Origin of the sequence: Rhodococcus sp. IC4_135, assembly GCF_011602025.1 — a bacterium.
In the GTDB taxonomy this organism is placed as follows: Bacteria; Actinomycetota; Actinomycetes; order Mycobacteriales; family Mycobacteriaceae; genus Rhodococcus_F; species Rhodococcus_F baikonurensis.
Genome location: NZ_JAAOLG010000013.1, coordinates 129,203 through 155,227 on the forward strand (window position 1 = coordinate 129,203; position 26,025 = coordinate 155,227).

Annotated in this window: 28 protein-coding genes and 1 pseudogene; 24 read left to right on the forward strand and 5 right to left on the reverse strand. The window is 61.9% G+C overall.

Annotation, left to right across the window (positions count from 1 at the left end):
* Nucleotides 1–74: 74 nt before the first annotated feature.
* The 3 genes and pseudogenes from G8767_RS22240 to G8767_RS22250 all read left to right on the forward strand — a co-directional run.
* Nucleotides 75–314, forward strand: a pseudogene (locus G8767_RS22240) (hypothetical protein); the annotation flags it as partial.
* 48 nt (nt 315–362) lie between these two features.
* Nucleotides 363–1,052 (forward strand): hypothetical protein, encoded by a 690-nt coding sequence (locus G8767_RS22245; RefSeq protein WP_232508997.1) that lies wholly within the window; start codon nt 363–365, stop codon nt 1,050–1,052.
* A gap of 247 nt (nt 1,053–1,299) precedes the next feature.
* The gene (locus G8767_RS22250; RefSeq protein WP_260395300.1) at nt 1,300–2,073 is read left to right on the forward strand and encodes a hypothetical protein; all 774 of its coding nucleotides are present in this window, start codon (nt 1,300–1,302) and stop codon (nt 2,071–2,073) included.
* Here G8767_RS22250 and G8767_RS22255 read toward each other — a convergent pair.
* Entirely contained in the window at nt 2,060–2,209 is a 150-nt protein-coding gene (locus G8767_RS22255; protein ID WP_166811795.1) for a hypothetical protein, read from the reverse strand. The two genes, G8767_RS22250 and G8767_RS22255, sit on opposite strands and share 14 nt — an antisense overlap.
* A gap of 381 nt (nt 2,210–2,590) precedes the next feature.
* Between G8767_RS22255 and G8767_RS22260 the strand changes: the two genes are divergently transcribed.
* The 15 genes from G8767_RS22260 to G8767_RS22330 all read left to right on the forward strand — a co-directional run bounded on the left by G8767_RS22260 (nt 2,591) and on the right by G8767_RS22330 (nt 16,391).
* Nucleotides 2,591–3,286 carry an Imm52 family immunity protein gene (locus G8767_RS22260; protein WP_240952578.1) on the forward strand — a complete coding sequence of 232 codons (696 nt, stop codon included), beginning with the start codon at nt 2,591–2,593 and terminating at the stop codon, nt 3,284–3,286.
* 86 nt (nt 3,287–3,372) lie between these two features.
* Complete coding sequence (locus tag G8767_RS22265; protein ID WP_206029641.1) at nt 3,373–4,068, forward strand: Imm52 family immunity protein; 696 nt, start codon at nt 3,373–3,375, stop codon at nt 4,066–4,068.
* 92 nt (nt 4,069–4,160) lie between these two features.
* Nucleotides 4,161–5,156: a squalene cyclase gene (locus G8767_RS22270; protein ID WP_166811798.1), complete on the forward strand. Its 996-nt coding sequence runs from the start codon at nt 4,161–4,163 to the stop codon at nt 5,154–5,156.
* Between the two features lie 575 nt (nt 5,157–5,731).
* Nucleotides 5,732–7,411, forward strand: coding sequence for an ammonium transporter (locus G8767_RS22275; RefSeq protein WP_240952579.1), 1,680 nt, complete (start codon nt 5,732–5,734; stop codon nt 7,409–7,411).
* 51 nt (nt 7,412–7,462) lie between these two features.
* Nucleotides 7,463–7,765, forward strand: a complete 303-nt coding sequence (locus tag G8767_RS22280) for an urease subunit gamma (RefSeq protein ID WP_003943837.1) — start codon at nt 7,463–7,465, stop codon at nt 7,763–7,765.
* A gap of 29 nt (nt 7,766–7,794) precedes the next feature.
* Nucleotides 7,795–8,232: an urease subunit beta gene (locus tag G8767_RS22285; RefSeq protein WP_003943812.1), complete on the forward strand. Its 438-nt coding sequence runs from the start codon at nt 7,795–7,797 to the stop codon at nt 8,230–8,232.
* A 35-nt stretch (nt 8,233–8,267) separates the two neighbouring features.
* Nucleotides 8,268–9,986: an urease subunit alpha gene (locus tag G8767_RS22290; protein ID WP_003943847.1), complete on the forward strand. Its 1,719-nt coding sequence runs from the start codon at nt 8,268–8,270 to the stop codon at nt 9,984–9,986.
* Between the two features lie 9 nt (nt 9,987–9,995).
* Nucleotides 9,996–10,643: an urease accessory protein UreE gene (ureE, locus tag G8767_RS22295; RefSeq protein ID WP_019746461.1), complete on the forward strand. Its 648-nt coding sequence runs from the start codon at nt 9,996–9,998 to the stop codon at nt 10,641–10,643.
* Nucleotides 10,627–11,340 carry an urease accessory protein UreF gene (locus tag G8767_RS22300; RefSeq protein ID WP_019746462.1) on the forward strand — a complete coding sequence of 238 codons (714 nt, stop codon included), beginning with the start codon at nt 10,627–10,629 and terminating at the stop codon, nt 11,338–11,340. The genes ureE and G8767_RS22300 overlap by 17 nt, the downstream gene beginning before the upstream one ends.
* 10 nt (nt 11,341–11,350) lie before the next feature.
* A complete protein-coding gene (gene ureG, locus G8767_RS22305; protein ID WP_019746463.1) occupies nt 11,351–11,992 on the forward strand; it encodes an urease accessory protein UreG in 642 nt (213 codons plus the stop codon).
* Nucleotides 11,989–12,936, forward strand: a complete 948-nt coding sequence (locus tag G8767_RS22310; RefSeq protein WP_166811802.1) for an urease accessory protein UreD — start codon at nt 11,989–11,991, stop codon at nt 12,934–12,936. The genes ureG and G8767_RS22310 overlap by 4 nt, the downstream gene beginning before the upstream one ends.
* 34 nt (nt 12,937–12,970) lie before the next feature.
* Nucleotides 12,971–14,014, forward strand: a complete 1,044-nt coding sequence (yut, locus tag G8767_RS22315) for an urea transporter (RefSeq protein WP_166811804.1) — start codon at nt 12,971–12,973, stop codon at nt 14,012–14,014.
* Between the two features lie 104 nt (nt 14,015–14,118).
* Nucleotides 14,119–14,640: a gluconokinase gene (locus G8767_RS22320; RefSeq protein WP_206029642.1), complete on the forward strand. Its 522-nt coding sequence runs from the start codon at nt 14,119–14,121 to the stop codon at nt 14,638–14,640.
* Nucleotides 14,637–15,419 (forward strand): SDR family oxidoreductase, encoded by a 783-nt coding sequence (locus G8767_RS22325; protein ID WP_166811806.1) that lies wholly within the window; start codon nt 14,637–14,639, stop codon nt 15,417–15,419. Before G8767_RS22320 ends, G8767_RS22325 begins: the two co-directional genes overlap by 4 nt.
* A gap of 45 nt (nt 15,420–15,464) precedes the next feature.
* Entirely contained in the window at nt 15,465–16,391 is a 927-nt protein-coding gene (locus G8767_RS22330; protein ID WP_124566646.1) for a D-isomer specific 2-hydroxyacid dehydrogenase family protein, read from the forward strand.
* Here G8767_RS22330 and nac read toward each other — a convergent pair.
* A complete protein-coding gene (gene nac / locus G8767_RS22335; RefSeq protein WP_030535780.1) occupies nt 16,385–17,308 on the reverse strand; it encodes a nitrogen assimilation transcriptional regulator NAC in 924 nt (307 codons plus the stop codon). The genes G8767_RS22330 and nac overlap by 7 nt on opposite strands.
* 191 nt (nt 17,309–17,499) lie before the next feature.
* Here nac and G8767_RS22340 point away from each other — a divergent pair, with 191 nt between their 5' ends.
* From G8767_RS22340 to G8767_RS22365, 6 genes are all read left to right on the forward strand, one after another.
* Nucleotides 17,500–18,303, forward strand: a complete 804-nt coding sequence (locus G8767_RS22340) for a 5-oxoprolinase subunit PxpA (protein WP_030535779.1) — start codon at nt 17,500–17,502, stop codon at nt 18,301–18,303.
* Entirely contained in the window at nt 18,300–19,007 is a 708-nt protein-coding gene (locus G8767_RS22345; protein WP_346843020.1) for a carboxyltransferase domain-containing protein, read from the forward strand. Before G8767_RS22340 ends, G8767_RS22345 begins: the two co-directional genes overlap by 4 nt.
* Entirely contained in the window at nt 19,000–20,073 is a 1,074-nt protein-coding gene (locus tag G8767_RS22350; RefSeq protein WP_124566648.1) for a biotin-dependent carboxyltransferase family protein, read from the forward strand. The genes G8767_RS22345 and G8767_RS22350 overlap by 8 nt, the downstream gene beginning before the upstream one ends.
* On the forward strand, nt 20,070–21,404 hold the full coding sequence (locus G8767_RS22355) for an MFS transporter (RefSeq protein WP_020905842.1): 1,335 nt from the start codon (nt 20,070–20,072) through the stop codon (nt 21,402–21,404). The genes G8767_RS22350 and G8767_RS22355 overlap by 4 nt, the downstream gene beginning before the upstream one ends.
* A 96-nt stretch (nt 21,405–21,500) precedes the next feature.
* Nucleotides 21,501–22,256: an SDR family oxidoreductase gene (locus G8767_RS22360; RefSeq protein ID WP_124566649.1), complete on the forward strand. Its 756-nt coding sequence runs from the start codon at nt 21,501–21,503 to the stop codon at nt 22,254–22,256.
* A gap of 11 nt (nt 22,257–22,267) precedes the next feature.
* Nucleotides 22,268–23,311, forward strand: coding sequence for an L-idonate 5-dehydrogenase (locus G8767_RS22365; RefSeq protein ID WP_166811810.1), 1,044 nt, complete (start codon nt 22,268–22,270; stop codon nt 23,309–23,311).
* 59 nt (nt 23,312–23,370) lie between these two features.
* Here G8767_RS22365 and G8767_RS22370 read toward each other — a convergent pair whose 3' ends face one another.
* The 3 genes from G8767_RS22370 to G8767_RS22380 all read right to left on the reverse strand — a co-directional run bounded on the left by G8767_RS22370 (nt 23,371) and on the right by G8767_RS22380 (nt 25,838).
* On the reverse strand, nt 23,371–24,039 hold the full coding sequence (locus tag G8767_RS22370) for a 4-carboxy-4-hydroxy-2-oxoadipate aldolase/oxaloacetate decarboxylase (protein WP_124566651.1): 669 nt from the start codon (nt 24,037–24,039) through the stop codon (nt 23,371–23,373).
* 25 nt (nt 24,040–24,064) lie between these two features.
* Entirely contained in the window at nt 24,065–25,273 is a 1,209-nt protein-coding gene (locus tag G8767_RS22375; RefSeq protein WP_124566652.1) for an aspartate transaminase, read from the reverse strand.
* 160 nt (nt 25,274–25,433) lie between these two features.
* Nucleotides 25,434–25,838, reverse strand: coding sequence for a DUF4259 domain-containing protein (locus G8767_RS22380; RefSeq protein WP_124566653.1), 405 nt, complete (start codon nt 25,836–25,838; stop codon nt 25,434–25,436).
* Between the last annotated feature and the right edge of the window lie 187 nt (nt 25,839–26,025).

Genomic DNA, 26,025 nt, shown 5'->3' on the forward strand with positions numbered 1-26,025 from the left:
CGTCACCGTGCTCTACCACCGGACCGAATCATCGCCTCAGCGCAAGGTACCCGGCGACGCGATCGTGGGCAGTTCGGGCTCGGTGGAGCATCGGCGACTACCGGCACCTTCAGAATCGGTCGAAAGGTGAGGTGGAGGTGGGATGGGAAACATACTTCCATTCAGGAGTTACGTTCGATCGCAGCAAACTCCCCCAATCTGCGGTGGTAGAGGAGCTGCCCACTGGCACGTTGATTCGGTTGGGGGACAAGCCAATGGAGGTCGATGCCGCCGACATCGTGGCGGTGCGGGCGGCGTTGGGTTACCCGGTGTAGCGCCAGAGACTGTTCCGATTGGTCGATCGTCTTCGAGCAGGAGTGACGTTGTCTGCTTCATCTTTACGTCGCGATCCGGCGTCCGGGTTGACCGTGAAAGTCATGGCGCGGAAGGGGCCGCCGGAAGCCGAATCGGTCACCGCAGTGCTGGCAGCGCGGTCACTGCAGTTCCTTCGAAAGCTTGACCCAGTCTTTGACGTCGACATGTATCGCTCCGTGAGGAATGACCTTCCCGACGGCGTTACGGTCGAGCAGGCTCTGGCATTGAATGGTGGGCGGATCCTCACGCCTCAGGCAGAAGGCCTCCTCGAGGCCGCAATGATCGAGAGCAGAAAGTCTCCTGATGCCGCAGGCGGGATTTACCCACTCTCATTCGGGCATCAACTCAGGTTGTTCACCGACAACGGAAACATCGAAATTCTCATCGGATTCGGGGGTACGGCAGGAGCAGGTTCCTTACTTTGCACCTTCATCTGGCCGTACCCAGGGGGCTTCGCCGATGAATCTCTGATCTCACTGTCATTGAAACTCGTCCAGGGTATGGCCGATATCTGGGACGCTCCCACGGCCGTGCTCTACCGGGATGCGGAGCTCACACCTCAGTACAACGTGCCCGGCGACGCAACGGTGGGCAGTTGCACCTACTTCGGCCCTGAGATGCCGATCAACGAAACGCAGATCCCACCCACTGTCGAAGCTTTTCCGTACAAGAGAAGGAACGATCGTCATCCAGCGTGATCCACGCGCCCCGTTGGTTGCCGACGATATCCGAAGCATCCGTGCAGCAGTCGGCCTGCTGACCGAACGACCGGAGGTTCGCCTACCGAAAGGCTCGCGCCGGCTGTGACACCAGAAGTTACGGCCAAGCTCACGTCCGCAGGTGATGGTGTTCTTAAGAACAAGCTGCTCAGATAATGGAGGATGCGTTCGACGAGGTCATCGGGATGGAGAACATCAACATCATCGTATTTGGAGGGGAGTGAAAGTGCCTACGTCATCACTGCGCCGCAATCCTACGGTGGGCTTGACAGTGAAGGTCATTCCACGAAAGGGTTCGCCTGAAAGCGAAACCGTCACGGCCGCGCTCGTTGCACGTTCGCTACGATTGCTTCGCGACATCGATCGTGTCTTCGACGTCGACTTGTACCAAACAGTAGGCGATGCCCTCCCCGACGGTGCCGGAGTCGAGCAGGCCTTGGCGTCGAATCTCCGTCAGATCCTTGTACCTTCGACGGAAAAATCGATCGAAGCCGCATTGATCGAGCGCAGACGATCCCCCGATGCCACCGGCGGTATGTATCCCCTCTCATTGGGACGACATATGACCCTGTATTCACCCGCTGGAGACGTCAAAGTCGTTGTCAGTTTCGGGGGCACCTCAGGGTCCGGCGCATTCGCATGTGCCTTTGCCGACGAATCACTGATTTCGCTGGCATTGAAGCTCGTTCAGGGGCTAGCCGATATCTGGGACTCGCGTGTCACCGTGCTCTACCGCCGAACCGAATCATCGCCTCAGTTCAACGTACCGGGTGACGCGATCGTGGGCAGTTGCACCTACTTCGGTCCTGAGTTGCCGATCGAGGAAACGCAGCTCCCGCCCAGCGTGGAGGCATTTCCCTACCAGGACGGCACAATCGTCATCCAGAAGAATCTGTCCACGCCGTTAACAGTCGAGGACATCCGAAGCATCCGCGCAGCAGCAGGACTGCCGACCGAACGACCGGAGATTCCTCTACCCAAAGGTTTCAGACGGCTGTGAGCCCTACGTTGGGCGCACTCGGGGCTGCCTGCAGGTAGGGATGGCGCGGACCGACCAGCCTGCCCGCAATTACCGCGCCGCGATCCCGATCCGGATACGCTCCGGGTGGATTGCCACCGTGCGGCATACCCGTCATCGACGGCACAGTTCCACCTGCCGAGCATGATCAACCCTCTGTTCCGTCCGTGAATGAACCTGCACGCCCGGATCCCGCGATTCCGGAACCCTCGCAACCCACTCTTCTCGGCGATCCCGATCGTGGCGGGTGGGAATCACTCTCGACCGGTGGGATTGGCGATCCGGGGTCGAACCCGAGACCCGAGAACTCCACCCCGGAGGTTCCCTCGCCAGGTCGCGTCGAGGAACCGAGTGTGCCGACTCTGCCCGATGTCGGTCAGGTGCCGGTGAATCCGGATGCTCCCGGCGCTCCGCAGCAACCCGGACCACAACTGTTCAATGACAATGATTTGCCGAGAACGACTATGACGATCGCAGAGTGGCTGGAAAGGAAAGGTCGATGAATTCGGATCGTGGCGCGACAGTGATCGGGTATTGGGGCCCTCGGACGCAACCGGTAGAAGGCATTGCAGCGGAGGTGTTCTCGTTTCTTCATAGTCTGAGGAACATTGATCCAGCACTTGGACAAGCTTGGGTGTTTTCGCCCGAGACTGCCTCCGAGTCGACCGATCTAAGCGTGGAAGGCCTAGCGAAAATCTTCCGGGCAGCGAAGGATGTCGAAGGGCAATCCGTTGCTGCCTTCGACCTCGGCTACATCGTGAGTTTGTTGCACCCGGACAGATATCAGTTCTTGAGAATCCAATTCTCTCTCGGCCGGAATGTTCCGAGGGTTCCGAATCTCGTCAACGTCACCCTCCCTCCGGAGAAAGAAGCAATTGGGGAGGCATCGCGGTTGCTAACCGCAGGCGTCGGTGACGCCATCATGAAAGCGATCATCGAACAGTGGTCTCCAGACAAAGCCCGTTGGGGAACGCCGGTATACCAGAAAGCCCAAGGGAAAAAGGCTGGAGAGGTGGAAGTCGGGTGGGAGACATACATTCGGTCCGGGATCGATCTCGATCACAACAAACTGCCCGTCGTCGCCGCACTGGAGGAACTCCCCAACGGAACGCTGATTCGGTTGGGCGAGAAACCGTTAGACGTCGATATTGCCGACATCCTGGCGGTGCGGGAAGCACTGGGTTACCCGGTCTAAGACGCCGCGTGACCGCCGACCCTTGCTCATGTCGCGACACGTAGTCGGACGGAGACTATTACGCAGTGGTTGGAAAGGACGGGGCGATGAGCATAGTCGGGCGACGGCCGACGGTAGCCGGATATTGGGGCACGCGGGTGCAGTCGAGTCAGGAAGTGGCGCAGACGATGCGCGCTTTCCTCGACGACCTGGAAACGATCGACCCGGAGTTGGCGTTGTCGTTGGTCTCGACTGCCGAGTTCGACAAGGTGCCAGCAGATCTCAGTGTGGACGGGTTGGTGCGTATCTTCGAGCATTCCCGCTCGAAGGAGATGGGGTATTCGGACACCCCGGGACCGGGCTACGACATCGACTTGTCGCCCGAGGACGGGACCGCGCGCCGGGTCGGTGCCTGGGTCGGCGGGCTGGAAACCAGTGCTCCCAACAGTGTCCTGGTGTCGTTGCCGACGGAGACGCAGCTCACCGACAGTACCCGGCGGTTGCTCGACCCGGATATCGGAGACGCGATCATGAGAGTGATCGTCAAGCATTGGGAACCGGAGCGAGCCCGGTGGAGCATCGGAGACTACCGGCACCTTCAGAAGCGGTCGAAAGGTGAGGTCGAGGTGGGATGGGAAACATACTTCCATTCAGGAGTTACGTTCGATCGCAGCGCGCTGCCCCAATCTGCGGTGGTGGAGGAACTGCCCATTGGCACGTTGATTCGGTTGGGGGACAAGCCAATGGAGGTCGCTGCCGCCGACATCGTGGCGGTGCGGGCGGCGTTGGATTACCCGGTGTAGGCCACGCAATGGGTCCGGAGTTCACCATTGCATCAGACGTCGAGAAATGCGTTAACCGGATGGCCTGCTTCGCCTTTCGATAGTATTGCCAGATGGCACCCCGAACCGACTTGCTCGCGTGGCTCCTCGACTCGGATCCAGCGATTCGGTGGCAGGTGGAGCGCGACCTGCTGAACGAAGCGCCCACTGTGTGGGCGGCGACGCGCGCGTCGATCGCCACCAAAGGATTTGGTGCACGCCTGCTTTCATTACAGGATCGAGACGGCCAATGGGCGGGTGGGGCGTTCTTCCCGGCAGAATTCGACTTCGCGGGAACTGAAGCAGCAGAACAAAGTTCGCAACCCTGGACGGCAACAACATGGACGCTCAACTCCTTGCGTGAGTGGGGCCTCGACGCCGGTGCTCTGCGGGAGCGTCGAACCGCAGAACTGCTCGCGGAAAACTGTCGCTGGGAGTACGAGGGCCGGCCGTACTGGGACGGTGAGGTCGATTGCTGCATCAACGCCTGGACGGTGGCAAACGGTGTGTGGCTCGATGTTTGCGTTGATGAGCTCGCTGATTGGTTTGTGCGGCATCAACTTCCAGATGGTGGGTGGAACTGCGAGTGGATCGAAGGTTCGACGCGATCGTCGTTTCATTCGACGCTCAATTCACTCAAAGGGCTTCTCGCGTACGAGATCGCGACCGGGGGAACGGATGAGACGCGCGCGGCTCGGCGATCCGGTGAGGAGTACTTGTTGCAGCGCGGTCTGTTCCGGCGACTCTCGACCGGCGAACCGGTGGGGCCCTGGGTCGGCCGGTTCGCGTACCCGTTCCGGTGGCGTTACAACGTGCTCAACGCAGCCGACTACTTCCGTGAAGCGTCGTTGTCGTATGGAAATGAGCCTGATCCGCGAATGGCGGACGCGATCGAGATGATCCGGGCCGCCCGAGCCTCGGATGGGACGTGGCTCCAGGCCGGTCGCCAACCGGGGCGGGTGTGGTTCGAGGTCGACACAGAAGCGGGGGAGCCGTCGAAGTGGCTGACTTTGTCCGGCATCCGAGTGCTCGCCTGGTGGGATCAACCCTCCCTTCTAGGTTCTGCATAACAAAAGAGTTACAGCGAGAGTTTTTTCACCTTTAAAGGTTATCGAAAGGTGATCTTCGACTTTCCGGTCGAAATATCCAGTACGGATGAAGAACATATTAACGACAGGATTGCCCTCAGTGCGGTGAAGGTTAGTCATCTGAACAGGTGAGAAGATGTTCGGTGAAATTACCTACCCGATTGGATAGGCGGGTCACCGACGTTGGTAATCAAACAGGGCGCTCGCGGCTGTCTTGGTTAGGGAGCTAAGTCCCGAGTTGGAAACGGCATTTCTGCTTCGAAAGTGTCGCTCACCTGCGGCTACGTTCCCCATTTTGCAAGACTTAAACCACTTTCGGTGAGAATTGGTCCCGCAATTGTAGGTTGTGGAGCGTCCGCAATGTTCAGGCAAAGTCCCATCTTTTCCCAGAACAATGCTCTACTAAACGTGAAAACCGGATGTTCCCCCGATTTTGCTGAGAAGGTGCAACTATGGGGCGTAGCGTAACTGTCGCAGTGAATTGGAACATCGCGAATTGCTGCTCTAACCAATGACTTTGTTCAGGTCCGAATAATGCTCGGAGGTCGTTGATGTCGATGGAAATGGTGTTAGCCGAAGCAGTGATAGACAGTGGGGACACGGCGTGGGTGCTGATCTCCGCTGGCCTGGTTCTCTTCATGGTTCCCGGACTCGCCTTCTTCTACGCCGGTCTGGTGCGTGGTAGCAGTGCGCTCGTCATGTTGCAGCAGAACCTCGTCCCACTCGGACTCGTCTCGATTACCTGGGTCGTGTTCGGATACAGCTTCGCGTTCAGTGGAGACTGGGGTTCCGGCTTCCTCGGTGACCTCAAATTGTTCGGCTTGCAGGACATACACACTGCCGCCGCCCCGGGCTTCCACCTGATCGAAGGTGCAGTCGCGGTACCGACTCTGGCGTTCGTGGTCTATCAGATGATGTTCGCGATCATCACGCCCGCGCTGATCACCGGTGCGACCGCAAACCGGCTCAAGCCCTTGGGCTGGGCCGTTCTGCTCGTGCTGTGGTCGATCATCGTCTACCCCCCGATTGCGCACTGGCTCTTCAATCCCGAAGGCTGGTTGGCGCTCCGCGGAGCTCAGGACTGGGCCGGCGGAATTGTCGTCCACGCATCCGCCGGCGCCGCCGCTCTGGCAATCTTGCTGGTGGTAGGTAAACGTCCGGGATGGCCCAACGCCGAGGCAGTCCCGCACTCGGTGCCTCTGGCGTTGATCGGCGCAGGCATCCTGTGGTTCGGCTGGTTCGGATTCAACGCAGGCGACGGATTGGCCGCCGATGGTGTTGCGGCACAAGCCTTGATGAACACTCACATCGCCGCAGCGGGCGGCATGGTCGTCTGGCTCGTCATCGAAAGGTATACCGAGGGCAAGGCCACGGCGATCGGTGGAATCACCGGCGCGGTAGCCGGTCTCGCGACCGTTACTCCATGCGCCGGCTTCGTCAGCACCTTCTCCGCGTTGGCGATCGGCGCGCTTGCCGGACTGGTCTGCCACTTCGCGCTCGCGCTCAAGTCGATCTTCAAGTTCGACGACGCGCTCGACGTCATCGCGGTCCACTTCATCGGCGGCATCCTCGGTTCCCTCCTTCTCGGTTTGTTCGGCGAAAAGGCGATCAATTCGATCGGCCGCGATGGACTCTTCTTCGGCGGCGGCGCAGGACTACTCGGCGAGCAGGCGCTGGCGTTGATCGTCGTCATAGCTTTCTCGTTCGTGGTGACCTGGCTGATCGCCACGGGCATCGAGAAGACCATCGGTCTCAAGCTGGCCCCGAAAGACCAGGTGGACATCGACCGTCGTCAGCAAGGCATGGACGCGTACCGCTACAACGCCGCATTCGTCGACGCCGGTGGTGCGCCGCAGACCAGCGGGTTCGACTCGGGGGTCCTGGTCGAGGGGGCAAAACTTGTTCCGAACTTCGGCGCCCCGAAGCACGAACTCATCACGGCGGTATTGCAGACCATCGAGTCCGAGAAGCTTCGGGAGGCGCTGCTGGCTGCCGGAGCGGAGTCGATAGTCGTATCGGAAGCGCATGTCTCCGCGAGCGACTCGGCCTCTCTCAAGTTTCGCGGGCAACGCAACGACGTCGTGTTCACGGAGCGGTTGCGTGTCGAGGTGCTGGTCGCCTCGGAACATGCCCAGGCGGTTCTGGACGCGATCAACGAGTACTCGGGCGGCAGGAGGAGCGGTTTTGTCCAGCAGGCGGCCGAACCTCTCACCGAAGCGACGGAACAGGGGAGCTGACATGTATTCGACGACAGGGAGTTACCGCATCATCGACAAGGAGCGTTCGGAATGCATCTGACACCGCGAGAACTCGACAAGCTGACAATTCTCATGTTGGCGGATGTCGCACTGAGGCGAAAGGCAAAGGGGCTCAAACTCAATCATCCGGAGTCCGTCGCAGTCATCACTGCAGCCGCTCTGGAGGGAGCTCGGGAGGGCAAGACCCTCGAGGAGGTCATGGCCGACGCATCGCACGCCTTGACGGTCGACGATGTGATGGAAGGTGTCGCGGAGATGATTCCGCGTGTGCAGGTCGAGGCGGTGTTCCTCGACGGTAGCCGGCTCGTCACCGTGCACTCTCCGATCCAGTAGCCCGACCGAGATGTCAGGAGCACTCCAAGATGGCAAGCAAATCGACGAAGAAGGATTCCGGTGGCGAGAAGAAAGTGCCGGTCGGCGGATACGTGTTGCGGGACGAGCCGATCGAACTGAACGAGGGTCGTCCGCGTTTGAAGCTGCGGGTCCGAAATACCGGTGACCGTCCCATCCAGGTGGGTTCGCACTATCACTTCATGGAAGTCAATCGCGCGTTGTCGTTCGATCGTGAACAGTCCTTCGGCTGGCGCCTCGATATTCCAGCGGGCACGGCGGTCAGATTCGAGCCGGGCGACGAGAAGGAAGTGACGTTGGTGCCGTTCGGCGGCAAGCAACGGGTTCAAGGCTTCAACGGACTTGTCGACGGTTGGGCGCCGACCCACGCTGCCTACCGGCCGAGGCTCCCCGGAGCCGTCCAGCGTGCCGAAGAACTCGGCTTCCTGTCCGAACCTCAAACCGACTGATTCTCGTTCACGGCGGACGAAGGAGAGCAACACCCATGACAAGCATTTCGAGACAAGAGTATTCGGGTCTGTTCGGGGTCACCACGGGTGACCAGATCAGGCTCGGCAACACCGACCTGTACATCGAGGTCGAGGAAGATCTTCGAACCATCGGAGACGAGTCGATCTACGGCGGCGGCAAGACGCTGCGCGACGGCATGGGCCAGGATCCGGAGTCGTGCAGCATCGACGGTGCCCTCGACCTCGTGATCACCAACGTGGTCATCGTCGATGCAACCATCGGTGTCGTCAAGGCAGACGTGGGAATCAAGGACGGCAAGATCGTCGGCTGGGGCAAGGCGGGAAACTCCAGCACGATGGAAGGCGTCACCCCGGGGCTGACCACCGGTCCGGCGACCGACGCGATTTCCGGTGAGCAGATGATCCTCACTGCCGCCGGCATCGATCCACACGTTCACCTCGTGTCACCACAGCAGGCGTACCACGCACTCAGTGGGGGAGTGACGACGCTGATCGGTGGTGGTATCGGCCCGACCGACGGAACCAACGGCACCACCATCACTTCCGGTATCTGGAACATGGAGATGATGCTCAAGGCCAACGAGGGTTTGCCGGTCAACGTCTGCATGTTGGGCAAGGGGAACTCGTCCGGGCATCAGTCGCTGGTCGAACAGATCAAGGCCGGTGCGGCCGGTCTGAAGGTCCACGAGGACTGGGGCGCGACACCGGCCACAATTCGTGAGTCTCTGCGGGTGGCAGACGAAATGGACGTTCAGGTCGCCATTCACACGGATACCCTCAACGAGGCCGGATACGTCGAGGACACTATCGCGGCCTTCGAAGGCCGTACGATTCACACCTATCACAGCGAGGGCGCGGGTGGCGGTCACGCACCCGACATTTTGCGAGTGACGGGAGAGGACAACGTACTTCCGGCGTCGACCAATCCGACGTTGCCGTACGGCATCAACACTCAGGCCGAACTCTTCGACATGATCATGGTCTGTCACAACCTCAATCCCAAAGTGCCCTCGGATGTTTCGTTTGCCGAGTCCCGCGTTCGCGCCGAGACGATCGGTGCCGAGAACGTACTGCAGGACATGGGCGTCATCTCGATGTTCTCGAGTGACTCACAGGCGATGGGCCGGGTTGGAGAAAACTGGCTACGCGCGATCCAAACAGCGGACTGCATGAAGCGGTCCCGCGGCAAGCTGCCCGAGGATTCGCCGACACACGACAACTTCCGCGTGTTGCGCTACGTCGCGAAGGTCACGATCAATCCAGCTTTGACGTTCGGTCTTTCGCATGTGGTCGGGTCGATCGGTGTCGGGAAGATGGCGGATCTTGTTCTCTGGGAGCCCGCATTCTTCGGCGCGAAGCCGAAGACGATCATCAAGAACGGTCTGATCAGCTGGCACGCCATGGGAGATCCGAATGCGTCGCTCCCGACACCACAACCGGTGATCTACCGGCCGATGTTCGGTGGATTCGGTAAGGCGTTGCCGCAGAGTTCGGTCTCGTTCGTCTCGCGAGCGGCACTCGACGACGGCATCAAGGACAGGCTCGGTCTCGAACGTCAGGTTGTTGCTGTCGAGGGAACCAGAACAGTCACCAAGCGTGATCTGGTTCGCAACTCGGCCACTCCGGAAATCAAGGTGGACCCGGAGACCTTCGCGGTGACTGCGGACGGCGTCCACGCATACGTCGAACCTGCCGAATCCATTCGCTTGAACCAACTTTACTTCTTCAGTTAGGGGTCTCCTGTGTCGGGAACAATCACACACACGCACGGCGCCGATGCGACGCCACACACGCACGGCGAGATGACCGCGCCGAGCGGAAAGCCGACGCGGATCGACGCGCTGCTCGGGAAGGAGACCGACGAGGAGTGGGTCGGTCGACTCGACAATGCGGTAGTCGACGTCTTGTCGCTCGATCAGTGGGAAGCGCAGAAGAGTCGGCTACGACGCACCACGATCGGTGGCCGTGAATTGGCCGTCTCGCTCGATCGGGGTATTCAGTTGCAGGACGGCGACATTCTGCTGTGGGACGAGCCGGCGAACACCGTCGTCGTGGCCAGGATCAACCTCAAGGACGTGTTGGAGATCGACCTGAGCGCACTGGTCGACGTCACGCCCGAGAAGATGATTCAGACGTGCCTGGAGTTGGGACATGCCGTGGGTAACCAGCACTGGCCTGCCGTGGTGAAGGGAATGAAGGTCTACGTTCCGTTGACGGTCGACAAGGCGGTCATGGGCTCGGTGATGCGGACACATGCTTTCGAGGGCATCGAGTACACCTTCATCCCGGGTGCCGAGGTCATTCCCTACATCGCTCCACACGAGGCACGCCGTTTGTTCGGTGCGGCCGCTCGTGAGGGCGAGGGGCATACCCATGACCCTCTCGTCTGAGGGATCCGGGCTCAGCATCAACCGCGCGATGCGGATGATGCAGTTTTCCGATTCCATGTTCCCGGTCGGTTCCTTCTCGTTCTCCAACGGTTTGGAATCGGCCGTGGCGCAGGGAATTGTCACGGACGGTCCGTCGCTGCGGGAGTTCGTACTCTCGGCGGCGCATCAGGGGGCGACGTGCGACGGTATCGCCGTACTCGCGGCGCATCGGGGCGCGACAGCCGGTGACTTCTCGGCGATCCTCGCCGCCGATCATGCAGTGATCGAACGCAAGCTCAACGAAGAAGCGCGCACGATGAGTACCCGCATGGGTAAGAAGTTGGCCGAACTCGGCGGGCGCTTGGCCGGTGAGACCCTGTTCAACAAGTGGTTGGCCGCGATCGCATCGGGGGAGACGCCGGGTACCTACCCCGTCGGCCTCGGAATTGCATTCGCGGAGATGGGTTCTCCGGAGGAGGACGCTTTCACGGTCAATCAGTACGGTGTCGCGATGACGTTGCTCGGCGCTGCCCTTCGCATCGTCCGAGTAGATCACCTTGCGACGCAGGAGATTCTGTTCGAGGTCAATCAGAGCGCCGGCCGTGAGTACGCCGCAGTGCGTGACTACGGACTCGACGACATGTCCAATTTCGCCCCGATGATCGACATTCTGGCTGCGGTTCACGTCAAGGCGCACGTCCGAATGTTCATGAACTAGAAGGAGAACGATGAAGAAGACAACGCGCATCGGAATCGGCGGACCCGTGGGTTCGGGTAAGACCGCACTCATCGAGGCGATCACGCCGGAGTTCATCAAGCGGGGCACCAGCGTTCTGATCATCACCAACGACGTGGTCACCACCGAAGATGCCAAGCACGTGCGTAAGGCTCTCAAAGGTGTTCTCGTGGAGGAACGCATCGTCGGCGTCGAGACGGGTGCCTGCCCACACACCGCCGTTCGCGAAGACCCGAGTATGAATCTCGCGGCCGTCGAGGACATGGAGAAGACGTTCCCGGACACCGACGTGGTCTTCATCGAAAGTGGTGGCGACAACCTCACACTGACGTTCAGCCCTGCTTTGGTCGACTTCTTCATCTACGTCATCGACGTAGCCGCCGGCGACAAGATTCCGCGCAAGAACGGTCCGGGAATCTCGCAGTCCGACATCCTGGTCATCAATAAGACCGACCTCGCACCGTACGTCAACGCCGATCTCGGAGTCATGGATCGCGACTCCAAGGGAATGCGGGGAGACAAGCCGTTCGTCTTCACCAATTGCATGACAGGGGAAGGCATCAAGGACGTGGTGGACCTCATCGTGCACGGAGTCCTCTTCGACGAAGAGGAAGTGGGAGCGAGCGCACCGTGAGCGCACCGCCCGTCCCGGGAGCATCGCGGTCGCTACCGGGGCCGATCCCGACCATCCCGGAACTCGACCAGTACCAGGATCAACCGAAGCAGGCCCCAGCCGGCAAGGTCGGGAAGACCGGCGTTCTCGAGATGCGATTTGTCGACCGTGGCGACAAGACGATTCTGCGGGACATGTACCGCAAGACACCGCTGCTGGTTCAGCAGGCGCTGTACTGGGACGAAGCGTTGCCGACCATGCCGTGCGTCTACATGATTTCCACGTCCGGCAGTGTGTTGCAAGGCGATCGACTGTTCCTCACCATCGAGATGGAGCCGGGTTCCCTCGCGCACGTGACCACTCAGTCGGCCACGAAGGTCCACCGGATGGATGCCAATCACGCGTCGCAACTCCAGAAAGTGGTGCTCGCGGAGAATTCGTATCTCGAACTGATGCCGGGGGTGACGATTCCGCACCGCAACGCGAGGTACTACGCGCGCACCGACATCACGGTGGATCCGACTGCAACGCTGTTGTTCTCGGAGATCGTCATGCCAGGTCGTAAGTACCACGACGGCGGAGAGATGTTCGTCTACGACCTGTACTCCACAATGATCAAGGCGGAGCGTCCGGACGGGGAGAACCTCTTCACCGAGAAGCTGGTGATCGAACCGGCACGTTTTCCCGTGCGATACGGCGGAATCATGGGCGATCACGACGTGTTCGGCAATGTCATCTTGTTGACACCGAAGGAGCATGCCGACGCGATTCTCGAAGAGGTAGTTCCGGGCCGTGACGGCAAGGTCGTTTCCGGAGCGAGTCGGCTACCGAACGACGCCGGTCTCATCTTCAAAGTCCTCGGTCCGGAGAGCGAACCCGTCAAGGCAAAGGTTCGTGATTTCTGGGCTTTGGTGCGAAAGGCAGTTCTGGACACCACCATTCCGCCCGTCCCGCTCTGGGGATGACGCGGATCGCCGGAGAAGGATCGAGGGACGTGCGATGACCACCATCACCAAACCGTGGGACGACGTCGCGGACAAGAACGTCGTGCTCAGATTCATCGACACGAATCTCAAAGGCTCCGGGCAGGTGATGTTCCAGGGCAATGCGCTGACCGGCCTGCTGTTTGTGGTCGGCATCTTCTGGGGCGCGACAGCCGCGGACACGATCACCGTCGCGATCGGTGCCGTGGTGGGTCTGGTGGTATCCACCGTCACCGGCATGATGCTGCACTCCGACGACGATTCGATGCGTATCGGCCTGTACGGATACAACGGAATTCTTGTGGGAGCTGCCTTTCCGACGTTCCTTGCCGGTGGCGTGATGCTGTGGATCTACCTCGTGGTGGGCGCTGCTGCGTCGACCATCGCGTTCCTGGCTGTTGCCAATGTCTTCAAGACGTGGGGCGTACCGGCGCTGACATTTCCGTTCAACCTCGTCAACTGGTTCTTTCTCCTCGCGGCATTCCAGTTCTTGCGGATCGAAACGTCGGACCTCAGCGCGGGCCAGTTTCCGCAACACATCGGGGACGCGTCGGTTCATGTCGACATCACGTTCAGCTTCCTGTGGGACACGCTGTTCCGCAACGTCTCCCAGATCTTTCTGATCAACAACACCGTCACCGGCATCATCTTCGTGATCGCGCTGCTGGTCGCGTCACGCTGGGCGGCGTTGTTCGCGCTCATCGGTTCCGCGATAGCGATGGGTGCGGTGCTGGCGCTGGGTGCCAACACCGTAGACGTCGGCAACGGTCTTTACGGGCTCAGTTCGGTGCTGACGGCAATCGCTCTGGGGTCGGTGTTCTACAACCCGTCGTGGCGTGTGTTCGTCTACACCGTCTTCGGCGTGCTGGTGACTGTTGTCATCCACGGCACGCTGGTATCGGCCTTCGCCCCGATCGGCCTGCCCGCCGGGACGGGCCCGTTCGTCTTCGCTACATGGCTGTTCCTGCTGCCGAAGAAGAAGTTCGTTCCCATCCAGCACGACACCATCGAGGGCGGAGCGGCCGAGGGCACGGATTCGATCGCGAAGGCGAACGGATAGGGCTCGAACGGGCAGAAGTTCCTAGATCGTTCCGCTATGGCACCCTCGCGAACCGGTATCACTCGAGTATTGTCTGGCCTTCGGTAGTCGGGCATGGTCGAAGCATGACCGTGCAGGTAGTTGTGATGGGTGTGGCCGGTGCTGGAAAGAGCACCGTGGCAGTAGGTCTCGCCACGTCTCTCGGAGCAGACTTCGTCGACGGTGACGATCTGCATCCCGAGTCCAATGTCGCCAAGATGCGTTCGGGGACACCGTTGACCGACGAAGATCGTGCGCCGTGGCTCGACGCGATCGCGGCCTGGTTGTCCGGGCGTGCCGATGCGGGACGCACGGGCGTCGTTGCCTGTTCGGCTCTGCGGAAGGACTATCGGGACCGGTTGCGCCCGGACGGTCTCGACGTGCAGTTCGTCCACCTGGCCGGCGATGTCGAGACGATCTCCGCTCGTATGCGTTCCCGCGCCGGGCACTTCATGCCGGAGAGTCTGCTCCTCTCCCAGTTCGACGCTCTCGAACCGCTCGCAGACGACGAGCGCGGCGTCACGCTGAATGTCGTCTCCAAACCGAGCACACTGGTGGGCGAGGCAGTCGACTACATCCATACATCTCAGAGGAGCGTCACAGCGTGAGTAGCACCGCAAGCCCCGGCCCGTTCGATATTTCCGGGAAGGTCGCGCTGGTGACGGGTTCGAGCCGAGGCATCGGCTCGGCCCTCGCTACTGGTCTCGCCGAGGCGGGTGCGGTAGTGGTGCTCAACAGCCGAAATGTCGACGTGCTCGAAGCCGAGCGTCGACGCATCGCCGACGCGACCGGTGCAACGGTGCACGCATTCGCTTTCGACGTCACCGATTCGGCTGCCGTCCGGGATGCGGCGACACGCATCGAGGCGGAGGTCGGCCCGGTCGAGATCGTTGTCAACAACACCGGCGTGCAACACCGTGCCCCGCTTCTCGAGTTCGGCGACGACGACTTCCGGCGTGTCATGGACACCAACCTGACCAGTGCGTTCTACGTCGGACGTGAATTCGCCCGAGCCATGGTCGAGCGCGGACGCGGGAAGATCGTCAACATCTGCTCGGTGCAGAGCGAACTCGGCCGAGCAGGTATCGCACCGTATGCGGCCAGTAAGGGTGGGCTGAAGATGCTCACCCGCGGAATGTGCGCCGACTGGGCACCCTTCGGTTTGCAGATCAACGCGATCGCACCGGGATACTTCGACACCGAATTGACCTCTGCGCTGGTCAACGATCCGGAGTTCACCGCGTGGCTCGCCAAGCGGACGCCCGCCGGACGCTGGGGCCGTACCGAGGAGCTGATCGGGTCGCTACTGTTCTTGGCATCCCCGGCTTCGGATTTCGTCAACGGTCAGATCCTCTACGTCGACGGCGGAATGACAGCCGTCGTCTGATTGTCCGCTGTTAGATCGTCCGCTACTCGAACAGAAAGCACCCACATGACAGACGCCAGCGCCCCTCGCATCCACCTCGGTCCCGTCGAGGATCCTCACGTCGCCGACGGAATACGCCGAGCCGGTGGAGCTCTCGTTCCACTGGCAGAAGCCGAGGGCGTCGTGTGGGTACAGGGGCCGGAGACGTTCCCGTCGTCGCTACCCGATTCGGTTCGCTGGGTGCAGTTGCCGTTCGCCGGGATCGAGCCCTGGTTCGACGCCGGTGTGATCGACGACAAGCGGGTCTGGACGTCTGCTGCCGGAGCGTACGCGGGCAATGTCGCCGAACATACGATGATGCTTCTCCTCGCCGGAGTTCGCTCTCTCCCCGAACAATTGGCGGCGCAGTCGTGGCGCAAGGAAGAGTTCGACCCGCGGGTGGGCACCTTGCAGGGCTCGACGGTGGCGATCATCGGTTGCGGCGGCATCGGCCGTGCGTTGATCCCGTACCTCGCCGCGTCCAAGGTCAAGGTCATCGCGATCACCCGCTCCGGGACCCCTGTCGAGGGTGCTTCCGAAACGCTCTCGGCCGACCGCACCGGCGAAATCTGGTCCAAGGCTGATCACTTCGTGATCGCGGCGCCGTCGACATCCGCGACGCGGCATCTGGTCGGCAAGGCTGAACTGGACCAGATGTCGGAGTCGAGCTGGATCGTGAACATCGCGCGTGGGACCCTCGTCGACACGGACGCATTGGTCGACGCCCTCGAAGCCGGTTCGATCGGCGGGGCGGCACTGGACGTCACCGATCCCGAGCCGTTGCCGGACGGGCATCGGTTGTGGAAGCTGCCCAACGCGATCATCACTCCACACGTCGCCAACCCGGCTACGACGCTCACCCGCGTCCTGGCAGATCACGTCGCAGCCAACGTCGCTCGGTTCGCCGCAGGTGAGGACCTCGCCGCCGTGATCGATCCATCGGCGGGCTACTGACCGCTCGCGTTGGTTCCCTTCACATAGTCGGCCACGACGGTGCGCAGAACATCGCGCACCGCCTCGGCAGGTTTGGACAGGGGCTGATTGGCCGGGGTGCCCAGGGAGACATGCACTTCGATGCCCGGCTCGATGCGTCGTAGCTCGAGGGCTTCGACGTCCATGACCCTGCGGGCCACCGACCACGGCAGGACCGTCGCGCCCAATCCGGTGCGTACGGCCTCGGACAGCGTCATCACCGATTCCACTTCGGCCACGACGTTCGGTTGCTGCTCTGCCCGGTCGAAAGCCTGCTCCACCACCTTGCGAATGGTGTGCATCCGACCCGGAAGCAGCAGCGGCAGTTCGGCGATCTCGGGCAGGGAAATGTCGGATCCCGATTCGCCTGCCAGTCCGGTACCGAACGGCGCGACCACCACCAGTTCCTCGGTAAGCAAGCGTTCGAATGTCACACCCTTGATCGGGCCCGCGTCGTACAACAACGCCAGATCCATGCGACCGGTCATCATCGCTTCGCTGAGCACACCACCGAAGTTCTCGTTGATGTGCAACAAGATATTCGGGTGCTGCTCGCGTACACGGGCCAAGAGCGGCAACGCAATTGCCGTGGCGGTGCTGTACGGGGCGAGGCCGACGGAGACGCCACCCGCCAGCGCCCGTCCGACCACGGACACCTCGGCCTGAGCGCTCTCCACCTGACGCAGAATCACCTGAGCATGCCGATAGAGTGCATGCCCCGCATCGGTCGGCTCGACACCCTGTTTGCTGCGGATCAGGAGTTGCTGACCGAACTGCGTTTCCAGCGACGTCATCTGTTGGCTCAGGGCGGGTTGTGCGATGTGCAGGATGTCGGCGGCTCGGGTGATGCTGCCGGCATCGACAATTCGTACGAACGAGTAGAGCCTTCTCGTGTCCATGCTGTGCAAACTACCAGCTCAACGGACATATCGAATTCCGATCACCCCAACGCGAAACGGTATTAACAACCCTTTGGCGTTCCTGAGTAGCGTCCCAGAAACACCGAAGTCGATACACAGAACTTCGACAGTCGGACCAGCCACGGGCAACGGCGCCCGTACGAACAAGTAAACGAACCGGAAGGACCGAAATGGCAACCAGCATCGATCTTGTCGCCGATCTCGGCGAAGGTTTCGGCACGTGGACCATGGGCGCCGACGATGCTCTGCTCGACACGCTGACTTCGGCCAACATCGCTTGTGGATTCCATGCAGGCGATCCACGAACCATGGATGCAACCGTTCGAGGGTGCGTATCCCGCGGTATCGGAATCGGCGCTCATCCGAGTTTTCCGGACCTCGCCGGATTCGGCCGTCGCGCGATGGATCTCAGCGAGAACGAGGTCCGAACCGACGTGCTGTTCCAACTCGGCGCCCTTCACGCCTTTGCGGTCGCGAACGGAACGTCGTTGTCACACATCGCTCCCCACGGCAAGCTCGGGAATCTTGTTGCCGTACGCCAGGATTACGCGCGCGCCGTCGTCGATGCGGTCGCGGCCTTCGATCCGTCGTTGATCGTGCTCGCCCAGGACGGGGCGTTGGCCGACGAGGCGACTGCCCGCGGATTGAGCGTCGGCATCGTCGGAATCGCGGATCGCGCATACAACTCCGACGGAACTCTCGTGCCCCGCAGCGAGCCGGGAGCGGTGATTCACGACGTCGACGTTCTGGTCGAGCGGACCGTTCGGATGGTGGTCGAGGAAGTCGTAGAAGCTGTGGACGGCACGTTGATCCCGGTTGTCGCCGATACAGTCCTGGTACACGGTGACAACCCCGGTGCCGTCGCAAACGCGAAGGCGATTCGCGCCGCGCTCGAGGCCGCCGGTGTCACCATTGCGCCGCTGACCCGGGTCGTGGCGTCACGGCGGGCCCGTGATGTCGGGTGTTCCGCGTGAAGACCTACGTCGCCGACTGCGGTGACGCCGCCGTTCGTGTCAGTATCAGCGGCGGGACCGCCGAGCAGAACTGGAACACCGTTCGATCGATCGCTGCACGTTTCGATCTCGGTGCCGACGGCATCGTCAGCGTCATCCCGACGTACGACGCCCTGTTGGTCGAGTTCGACAACCTCCTCACCGACCACGACGCCGTCCGCGCACTGGTGTCCGATGCAGCGGCTGCTCCCGAGCGACTGTGGGGCACACCCCGGACGTTCGAGATCCCCGTCGTCTACGGCGGCGAGTACGGCCCGGACCTCGGTGAGACAGCGCAGTTCCTCGGCGTCACCGGAGCGGAAGTGGTGCGCCTTCACTCCGCATCTCCGTTGGTCATGCGTTGCTACGGCTCTCCCGGCGGCGCCCCGATGCTCGACGGCCCGGCGTTCGGTCTCCCCATTCCGCGTCGATCGAGCCCGCGACCGCGCGTCGCGGCCGGTTCTGTTGCGGTGGCCGGACGTCAGGCCGTCGTTTCGGCCAGGCCTGCGCCCGGTGGTTGGGCAGTGATCGGCCGTACCCCACTCACCTTGGTCGATCCGACGTCGGATCAGATCTCGGAATACCGCCCCGGTGACCTGTTCGTCTTCCGCGCGATCGACGCCGATCGCTGGGACGAATTCGACGGACGCTCGCTCCTGCCCGTAGGGAGCGAACCCCATGGCTGAGACAGTCACCGTCCTGACTCCCGGAATCAGCTCCGTCCAGGACCTGGGGCGTGGATCGGCGTCGCAGTTCGGTCAGGCGACGGGCGGCGCAGCCGACCAGATCAGCGCGGAGATCGCCAACGCGTTGGTGGGTAGTAGGCGCGAGGCCCCGCTACTGGAGCTGACGGCCCTCGACTTTTCCGCGTCGGCGTCCACGGATCTGCTGATCGCCGTCACGGGCGCACCGGCAACGGTGACCGTCGACGGACATCGGCAACCGCAGTGGGAACCGATCGTCTGGCGCGCCGGTCAGCGGCTTGCCGTCACCGGAATCCACGACGGTTTGCGCGTCTACGTCGCCGTCCACGGAGAGCTGACGGCCGACTATCTCCTGGGGAGCTGCGCTCCCGACCAGGTCCTCGGATTCGGCCGTCACTTGACCGCGGGGGAGACGCTGGTCGTCGACACCGACTGCCCGCCGATCGACCACCCGGTTTTCCGACTACCGCTGTTCCGGCTGCTGCCGGACCGACCGTCCTTCGGCAACGTGTGGACGCTCGACGTGACCGACGGCCCCGACATCGACGACTTCGGTGAGAGTGCAGCCGCGCTGTTCGGCACCGAATTCGTAGTAGGCGATCAGAGCAATCACATCGGGCTGCGGCTGGCACCGGTCGATCAACAGCCGCTCCCACAGCGCACCAGCACCGGCGAGGTCCTCTCGCGCGGCGTCCCCATCGGCGCCGTCGAAGTACCCGCAGGCAACGAACTTCTGGTCTTGCATCGAGGTAGAGGCGTCACCGCCGGCTATCCGGTGCTGGCCGTCGTCACCACCGTTTCACTTTCACAGCTGGGACAGGCCCGACCCGGGCACCGCGTCCGATTCCGGAACTGCAACGTCGCAACGGCGGTTGCAGAGCACCGCGAACAGCAGCACCGCATCGCCTTGCTGAGGCGGCGTGTGGAGAACGTATTCACCACCCTCCGGATACCTCTTCACACCTCGGAAGCCCGAGTACCGAGCCACGTCGGCACCACACGCCCCGCGAGCGCTCCGCGCCGCGCGTCTATTTTGGAGACAGCATGACCAACACCATCGAAGCGGTAGACGGCCAGGTAGCCGACCCGCGCAAGGTTCGAAAAGTCGTCGCAGCGGGCTGCGTCGGCATCTTCGTCGAGCTCTACGACAACGGTGTCTTCGCGTTCATGGCGACGGCACTGGCCATTGTGTTCTTCGACGTGTCGAAGTCGAGCGACGCGCTGATGCTGGTGTTCGCCGGCTACGCGGTCTCGTTCTTCGTTCGGCCCCTCGGCGCGGTGGTCTGCGGCATCCTCGGCGACCGGATCGGTCGACAGAAGATGTTGGTGTTCGTCATCATGCTGATCAGCGTGGCGACCGCCGGTATCGGCTTGCTGCCCACCTACGCGGCCATCGGTATCGCGGCACCGGCACTGCTGATCTTCCTGCGGATCGTGCAGGGATTCTCCGTCGGTGGTGAAGCGGCCGGCGCCATGACGTTCCTCGCCGAACACGCCCCGGAAGGCAAGCGCGGCTTGATCACGAGCTACGCGCAGATCGCGTCGTTCCTGGCCCTGCTGACCGGAACGATGATCGCGTTCGCCATGTCGCCGTGGCTCAACGCCGAAGCGATCAACGGCGGCGGACTCGCATCGTGGGCGTGGCGCATCCCGTTCCTCATGGCCATTCCGATGGGAATCATCGGCTGGTACATCCGTCGCGCGATCTCCGATACCCCGAACTTCGAGCGGCTCAAGGAATCCGGCGGTTTGTCGCGCAATCCGCTCAAGGAAGCGTTCTCCACTCCCGAGCACCGCCGCGCCATGATCCTCGCCCTGTTCATCCCCCTGATGAACGGTTCCGGCTACTACGTTCTGTTCTCGTACATGCCCACGTTCCTCAAAGGCGATCAGATCGGATTCTCCACCGGGACGGCGCTTCTCGTCACCGCATCCAGCCTGGTCGCGATCTGCTTCGCGATCCCGTTCATGGGTGCTCTCTCCGACCGGATCGGTCGCAAGAAGGTCATCGCCGGTGCTGCTGCAGCAATGGCGATCGGAGCGATCCCCTGCTACGCCATGATCGTGACCGGCAACGTCGGACTCGCCGTGCTCGGTGCCTGCCTCATGGCAGTGATCTTCGCCGGGCACACAGCCGTCATCCATATTCTGATCGTCGAACTGTTCCCCACGCGGGTTCGCTACTCCGCCTACGGCTTGGGCTACAACATCTCGTCCGCACTCTTCGGAGGTACCGCGCCGTTGTTGATGACCTGGTTGATCCCCGAATTCGGTATCTACGTTCCCGCCTTCTACGCGGTCATCACCGCAATCGGCACGCTGATCGCGGTCAGCACCATCACCGATCGCGCCCACGTTCCGCTTCGCGACACTCTGTGACTTCTCGCGTGAGTCACTCCTGATCCGGCCCGGTAGTCGCCTGCAGTCCGCGGCGGCTGCCGGGTCATACCAATTTCTTCCTGTAGGAGCACACAAATGCCTTTCTCCGATTACCGCACAGCACTCGTCACCGGCGCCAACACCGGAATGGGTGCCGCCGTCACCGAGATGTTCACCAAGCGTGGACTCACCGTCTACGGAGTCGCCCGCAATGCCGACAAGCTCGCTGAGGTTGCCGATCGAACCGGAATGATCCCGCTGCCCGTGGACATCACCGACACTGCCGCGCTCGCCGAAGCTGTTGGCGGACTGGAGATCGACATCCTCGTCAACAACGCGGGGGTGTCCGCGACCGGGAACATTCTCGACGCCGAAGAGGCGTCGGTGGACGCGATGGTGGACGTGAATCTTCGTGCCGTCCTGCACCTCTGCCGCATTCTGCTACCGGGAATGGTGGAGCGCGATCTCGGCCACGTCGTCAACATCAGTTCCATCGCCGGCCTGTACAACTTCTACGGCCACACTGCGTACCACGCGACCAAGGCTGCGGTGCACCAGATTTCGCGCCAGCTGCGAAACGACTGCATCGGCAAGCGGATTCGAGTGACCGAGATCTGCCCCGGCCGGGTCGAGACCGAGATCTTCGGCCGAAACCTCGGCGGCACGCCCGAGGCCATGCAAGAAGCATGGGAGACCTTCTACGAGGGCTACGAATCCATCACCACCAAGGACATCGCGGATACCATCGAGTTCGCGATCGACGCTCCCGGCCACGTCAACCTGGGTCTCATCGAGGTGCTCCCCACCTTCCAGGTGCCCGGTGGCCTCGACTTCATCCGTCGCAACGACTGAGAGAGCGCATCATGAGTTTTGTACTACCGGAAACGACGCTCGGAGTGGTGGCCCATGCGGCCGGTGACCTGCGGGTCGAGCACGTCGTGTTGACTGCGCCGACCGCTGAGCAGGCAGTGGTCGAGATCGCCTACGGCGGTGTGTGTGGATCAGATCTGCACTACTGGACGCACGGTGCGGCGGGGGAGTCGATTCTGAAGGCACCGATGCTGCTCGGTCACGAGGTGGTCGGCACGGTCGTGACGGCCGCGGCCGACGGAACGGGGCCGGTAGTCGGAACTTCCGTAGCCGTACACCCCGCAACGCCCGGTGGGACCACCCCGCGGTTTCCGAGCGATCGGCCCAACCTCTCACCCTGCTGCACATACCTGGGAAGTGCAGCGCAGTACCCGCACACCGAGGGGGCATTCGTGAAATACGCAGTGCTCCCGACACGCATGCTCCGGACACTGCCCGAGGGGCTGGACCTGCGGACAGCGTCGGTAGCGGAACCGGCAAGCGTTGCCTGGCACGCTGTCTCGCGAGCGGGAGACGTACGCGGAAAGAAAGCGCTGGTCGTCGGGTGCGGACCCATCGGGGCGCTGGTCGTGGCCGTGCTCAAACGAGCAGGCGCGCAGTCGATCACCGCGGTCGACATGCACGACGTTCCACTGCAGATCGCGTCGACGCTCGGTGCGGATCGAGTTCTGAAGGCCACCGACGTCGACGCCGTCGCTTCAGCCGATGCCGACGTGGTCGTCGAGTGCACCGGTAATCATCGCGGGCTCGAATCCGCTATCCGCGGGGCGACGCGCGGTGGACGGGTGGTCATGCTCGGGCTTCTTCCGTCCGGACCTCAACCGGTACACATCTCGCTGGCGATCACGCGAGAGTTGGAGTTGGTGGGTTCATTCCGCTTCAACGACGAAATCGACGAGGTGCTTATCGCCCTTGCCGACGGTTCGCTTGCTGTCGATGCTGTCCTCACACACGAATATCCGGTCGAGGAAGCTGTGGAAGCCTTCGCGGTGGCCAAGGATGCTTCGGTGTCGGGGAAGGTGCTGTTACGGTTCTGAGGCCTTCGACCCTGTGCGCCTTTATTAACCGCGGGCGGTTAATAAAGGCGCACAGCAGGTTATTCGACCACCAAGCCCTTGGCTTCCAGCAGGGCAGTCAGATTGCTTACCTCGAGCGGAGTTTCGCCCCGCTTGTAACGTTCGATGTACCCGGCTTCGGCTTCGTCACGGGCGCGTGAGAGTTCGATGGCCTCGGCAACCTCCTCGCGGCGGACCACGACAACACCGTCGCAGTCGCCCTTGACGACGTCGCCGGGGTAGACGACCTGATCGCCGAAAACCAGGGGATGGTTGATCGGCCCGAGTGATTCCTTGACAGTTCCCTCGATGTACACGTGCTTGGAGAAGACGGGGAATCCGAGTTCGCGGATTTCCCGGGTGTCGCGCACTCCGCCGTCGGTGACCAGCGCGGTAATGCCGCGTGCGACACAGGCATTGGCCAGAACATCGCCGAACTGGCCGGCGGCTTGATCGCCTGAAGAGACGATCAGAACGTCGCCCGGCTGAGCGTAGCTGATCGCAACCTGCAGCATGAGGTTGTCGCGAGGATGGCATTTGACAGTGAAAGCGGAGCCGCAGAACTTCATGTCGCGGTCGATCGGCTTGATCGCCGGATGCAGCGAACCCTTGCGACCCTGCGCCTCGTGAATCGTGGCCGCGGAGAACGTCCCCAGTTCGGCTATCAGGTCCTTGTCAGCGCGGTCGATCTTGGTCTTGACGTGAATCATCTTGTACTCCAGAAGGTATGGAAGATCAGGAAAGGCGTTCGACTGCAGCGGCGATCTGTGCCGCGGCCTTTTCGAGGACAGCCTTGGAGGCGGCGAAGGAGATGCGGAAGTACGGCGAAGCGCCGTATGCCGAACCCTGAATAGTGGCAACCGACGCCTCGTCGAGGAGATAGAGGACCAGATCCTGGTCGGACTCGATCACGGTGCCGCCCGGGGTCTGCTTGCCGATCAAGGCGGCGCAGTTGACGAACAGGTAGAACGCACCCTGCGGCACGACGGGCTCGAGCCCCGGGACAGCACCGAGGAGGCGAGTCGAGAGGTCGCGTCGAAGTCGGTAGCTCCGTACGGATTCGGTGAGGAAACTCTGGTCGCCGGTGAGGGCTTCCACGGCTGCCGCCTGGCTGATCGAGGACGGGCAGGAAGAACTCTGACCCTGCAGTTTGTTGATGGCGCCGATCAATCCGGAATTTCCGAGTCCGTATCCGAGTCGCCACCCCGTCATGGCATGAGACTTGGAGACACCGTTGGTGACCAGCACTTGATCACGAAGGTGCGGGGCGACCTCGAGCAGACTCGTGATAGGAGCGTCGCCGAAGTTGATCTCGTCGTAGATCTCGTCGACCAACACACTGACATGGGGATTGGCCTCGATCACCTCGGCGATGGCCTGCAACTGCTCGCGCGTGTACACCGATCCGGTGGGGTTGCCCGGGGCATTGAGGATGACCCACTTGGTGTTCGGAGTGATCGCGTCGGCGAGAGCATGGGGAGTGAGAAGGAAGTTGTCGGACTCCTCGCACTGAACGATCACCGGAGTTCCGTCGTGAGCGAGGACCATATCCGGGTACGAAACCCAGTAAGGAGCGGGAACGATGACCTCGACGCCGGCTTCGACCGTCGCCATGAGAGCGAGGAAGATGACCTGCTTCGCTCCGCCGCCGACGGTGATCTGGTTGTCCGCGTACTGGATTCCGGTCCGCGAAGCCGCGCGTGTTGCGATTGCCTCGCGTAGTGCCGGGATGCCGTTGACTGCCGTGTACTTGGTTTGGCCGGTGTTGATCGCCGTGATCGCCGCCGACTTGATGTTGTCGGGTGTGTCGAAATCGGGCTCACCGACCGTCAGGTCGAGTATTTCGCGACCCTGGGCCTTCAGCTCGCGCACTCGTTGTGCGGCAGCCACACTCGGCGACTCCCTGATTCTGTCGACGCGCGCAGCCGGAACGAATGTCGCCATGATGGTCTGCTCCTGGGTCCGGGGTGAGCGTGGATTCCCGTCGTCGACGAGCCACAATTCTCACTCGGTGATCCGTTCGACCATAGGGTCCTACCAGGGCATCTGACCAAGACCGAACCGTTGTGGCCCGATAAGCAAACGTGATGGAGCGGTGACGGAATCAGACCGACAGAACGCGCAGGTCCTCGAGACCGTCCACGACGGGAACTCGCCACGACGCAAGCTCTTCCGGTCCCTGCTCGTCCCACAGTTCGAACAGTTCCGAATCGGTCGATGCGATGGTGCGCTCGACCATCTCGATCAGCCAGGTGAGCCGCTCGCTGGTCAGGGTCGAGGTGAAGGAATCGAGATCGAGGTCTTGGGTGGCAGGGTCGCGTTTGCGATCGGCGCGCACGATCAACACCAATTCGAGCAAGGCGACGGCGATTTGGCCGCCGTCCACCTCGAGGTAGTCGTCCTCGAATGCCCACTCCACCGATTCGAAGGTGAAGTCACCGTGTCCGATGGACGCGATCAAATCCCCTGCACCGTCGTTCTCGAACGGTCCCGATCCCCACGCGCCCACTGTCTACTCTTTTCCGATTGCCGTGTCAGCGCGCTTCGAGCGCGATCTTCGCTCCGAATCCTAGTGCGGCGTGGGATAAATAATTAGACAGTTGGATTTGCGATACTTGCTTGTATGCGAGTTGCGCCTTTGGTTTTACGGGACGGGGATCTCGATCGTGTGACGGCATTGATGCGGTCCAGATCGG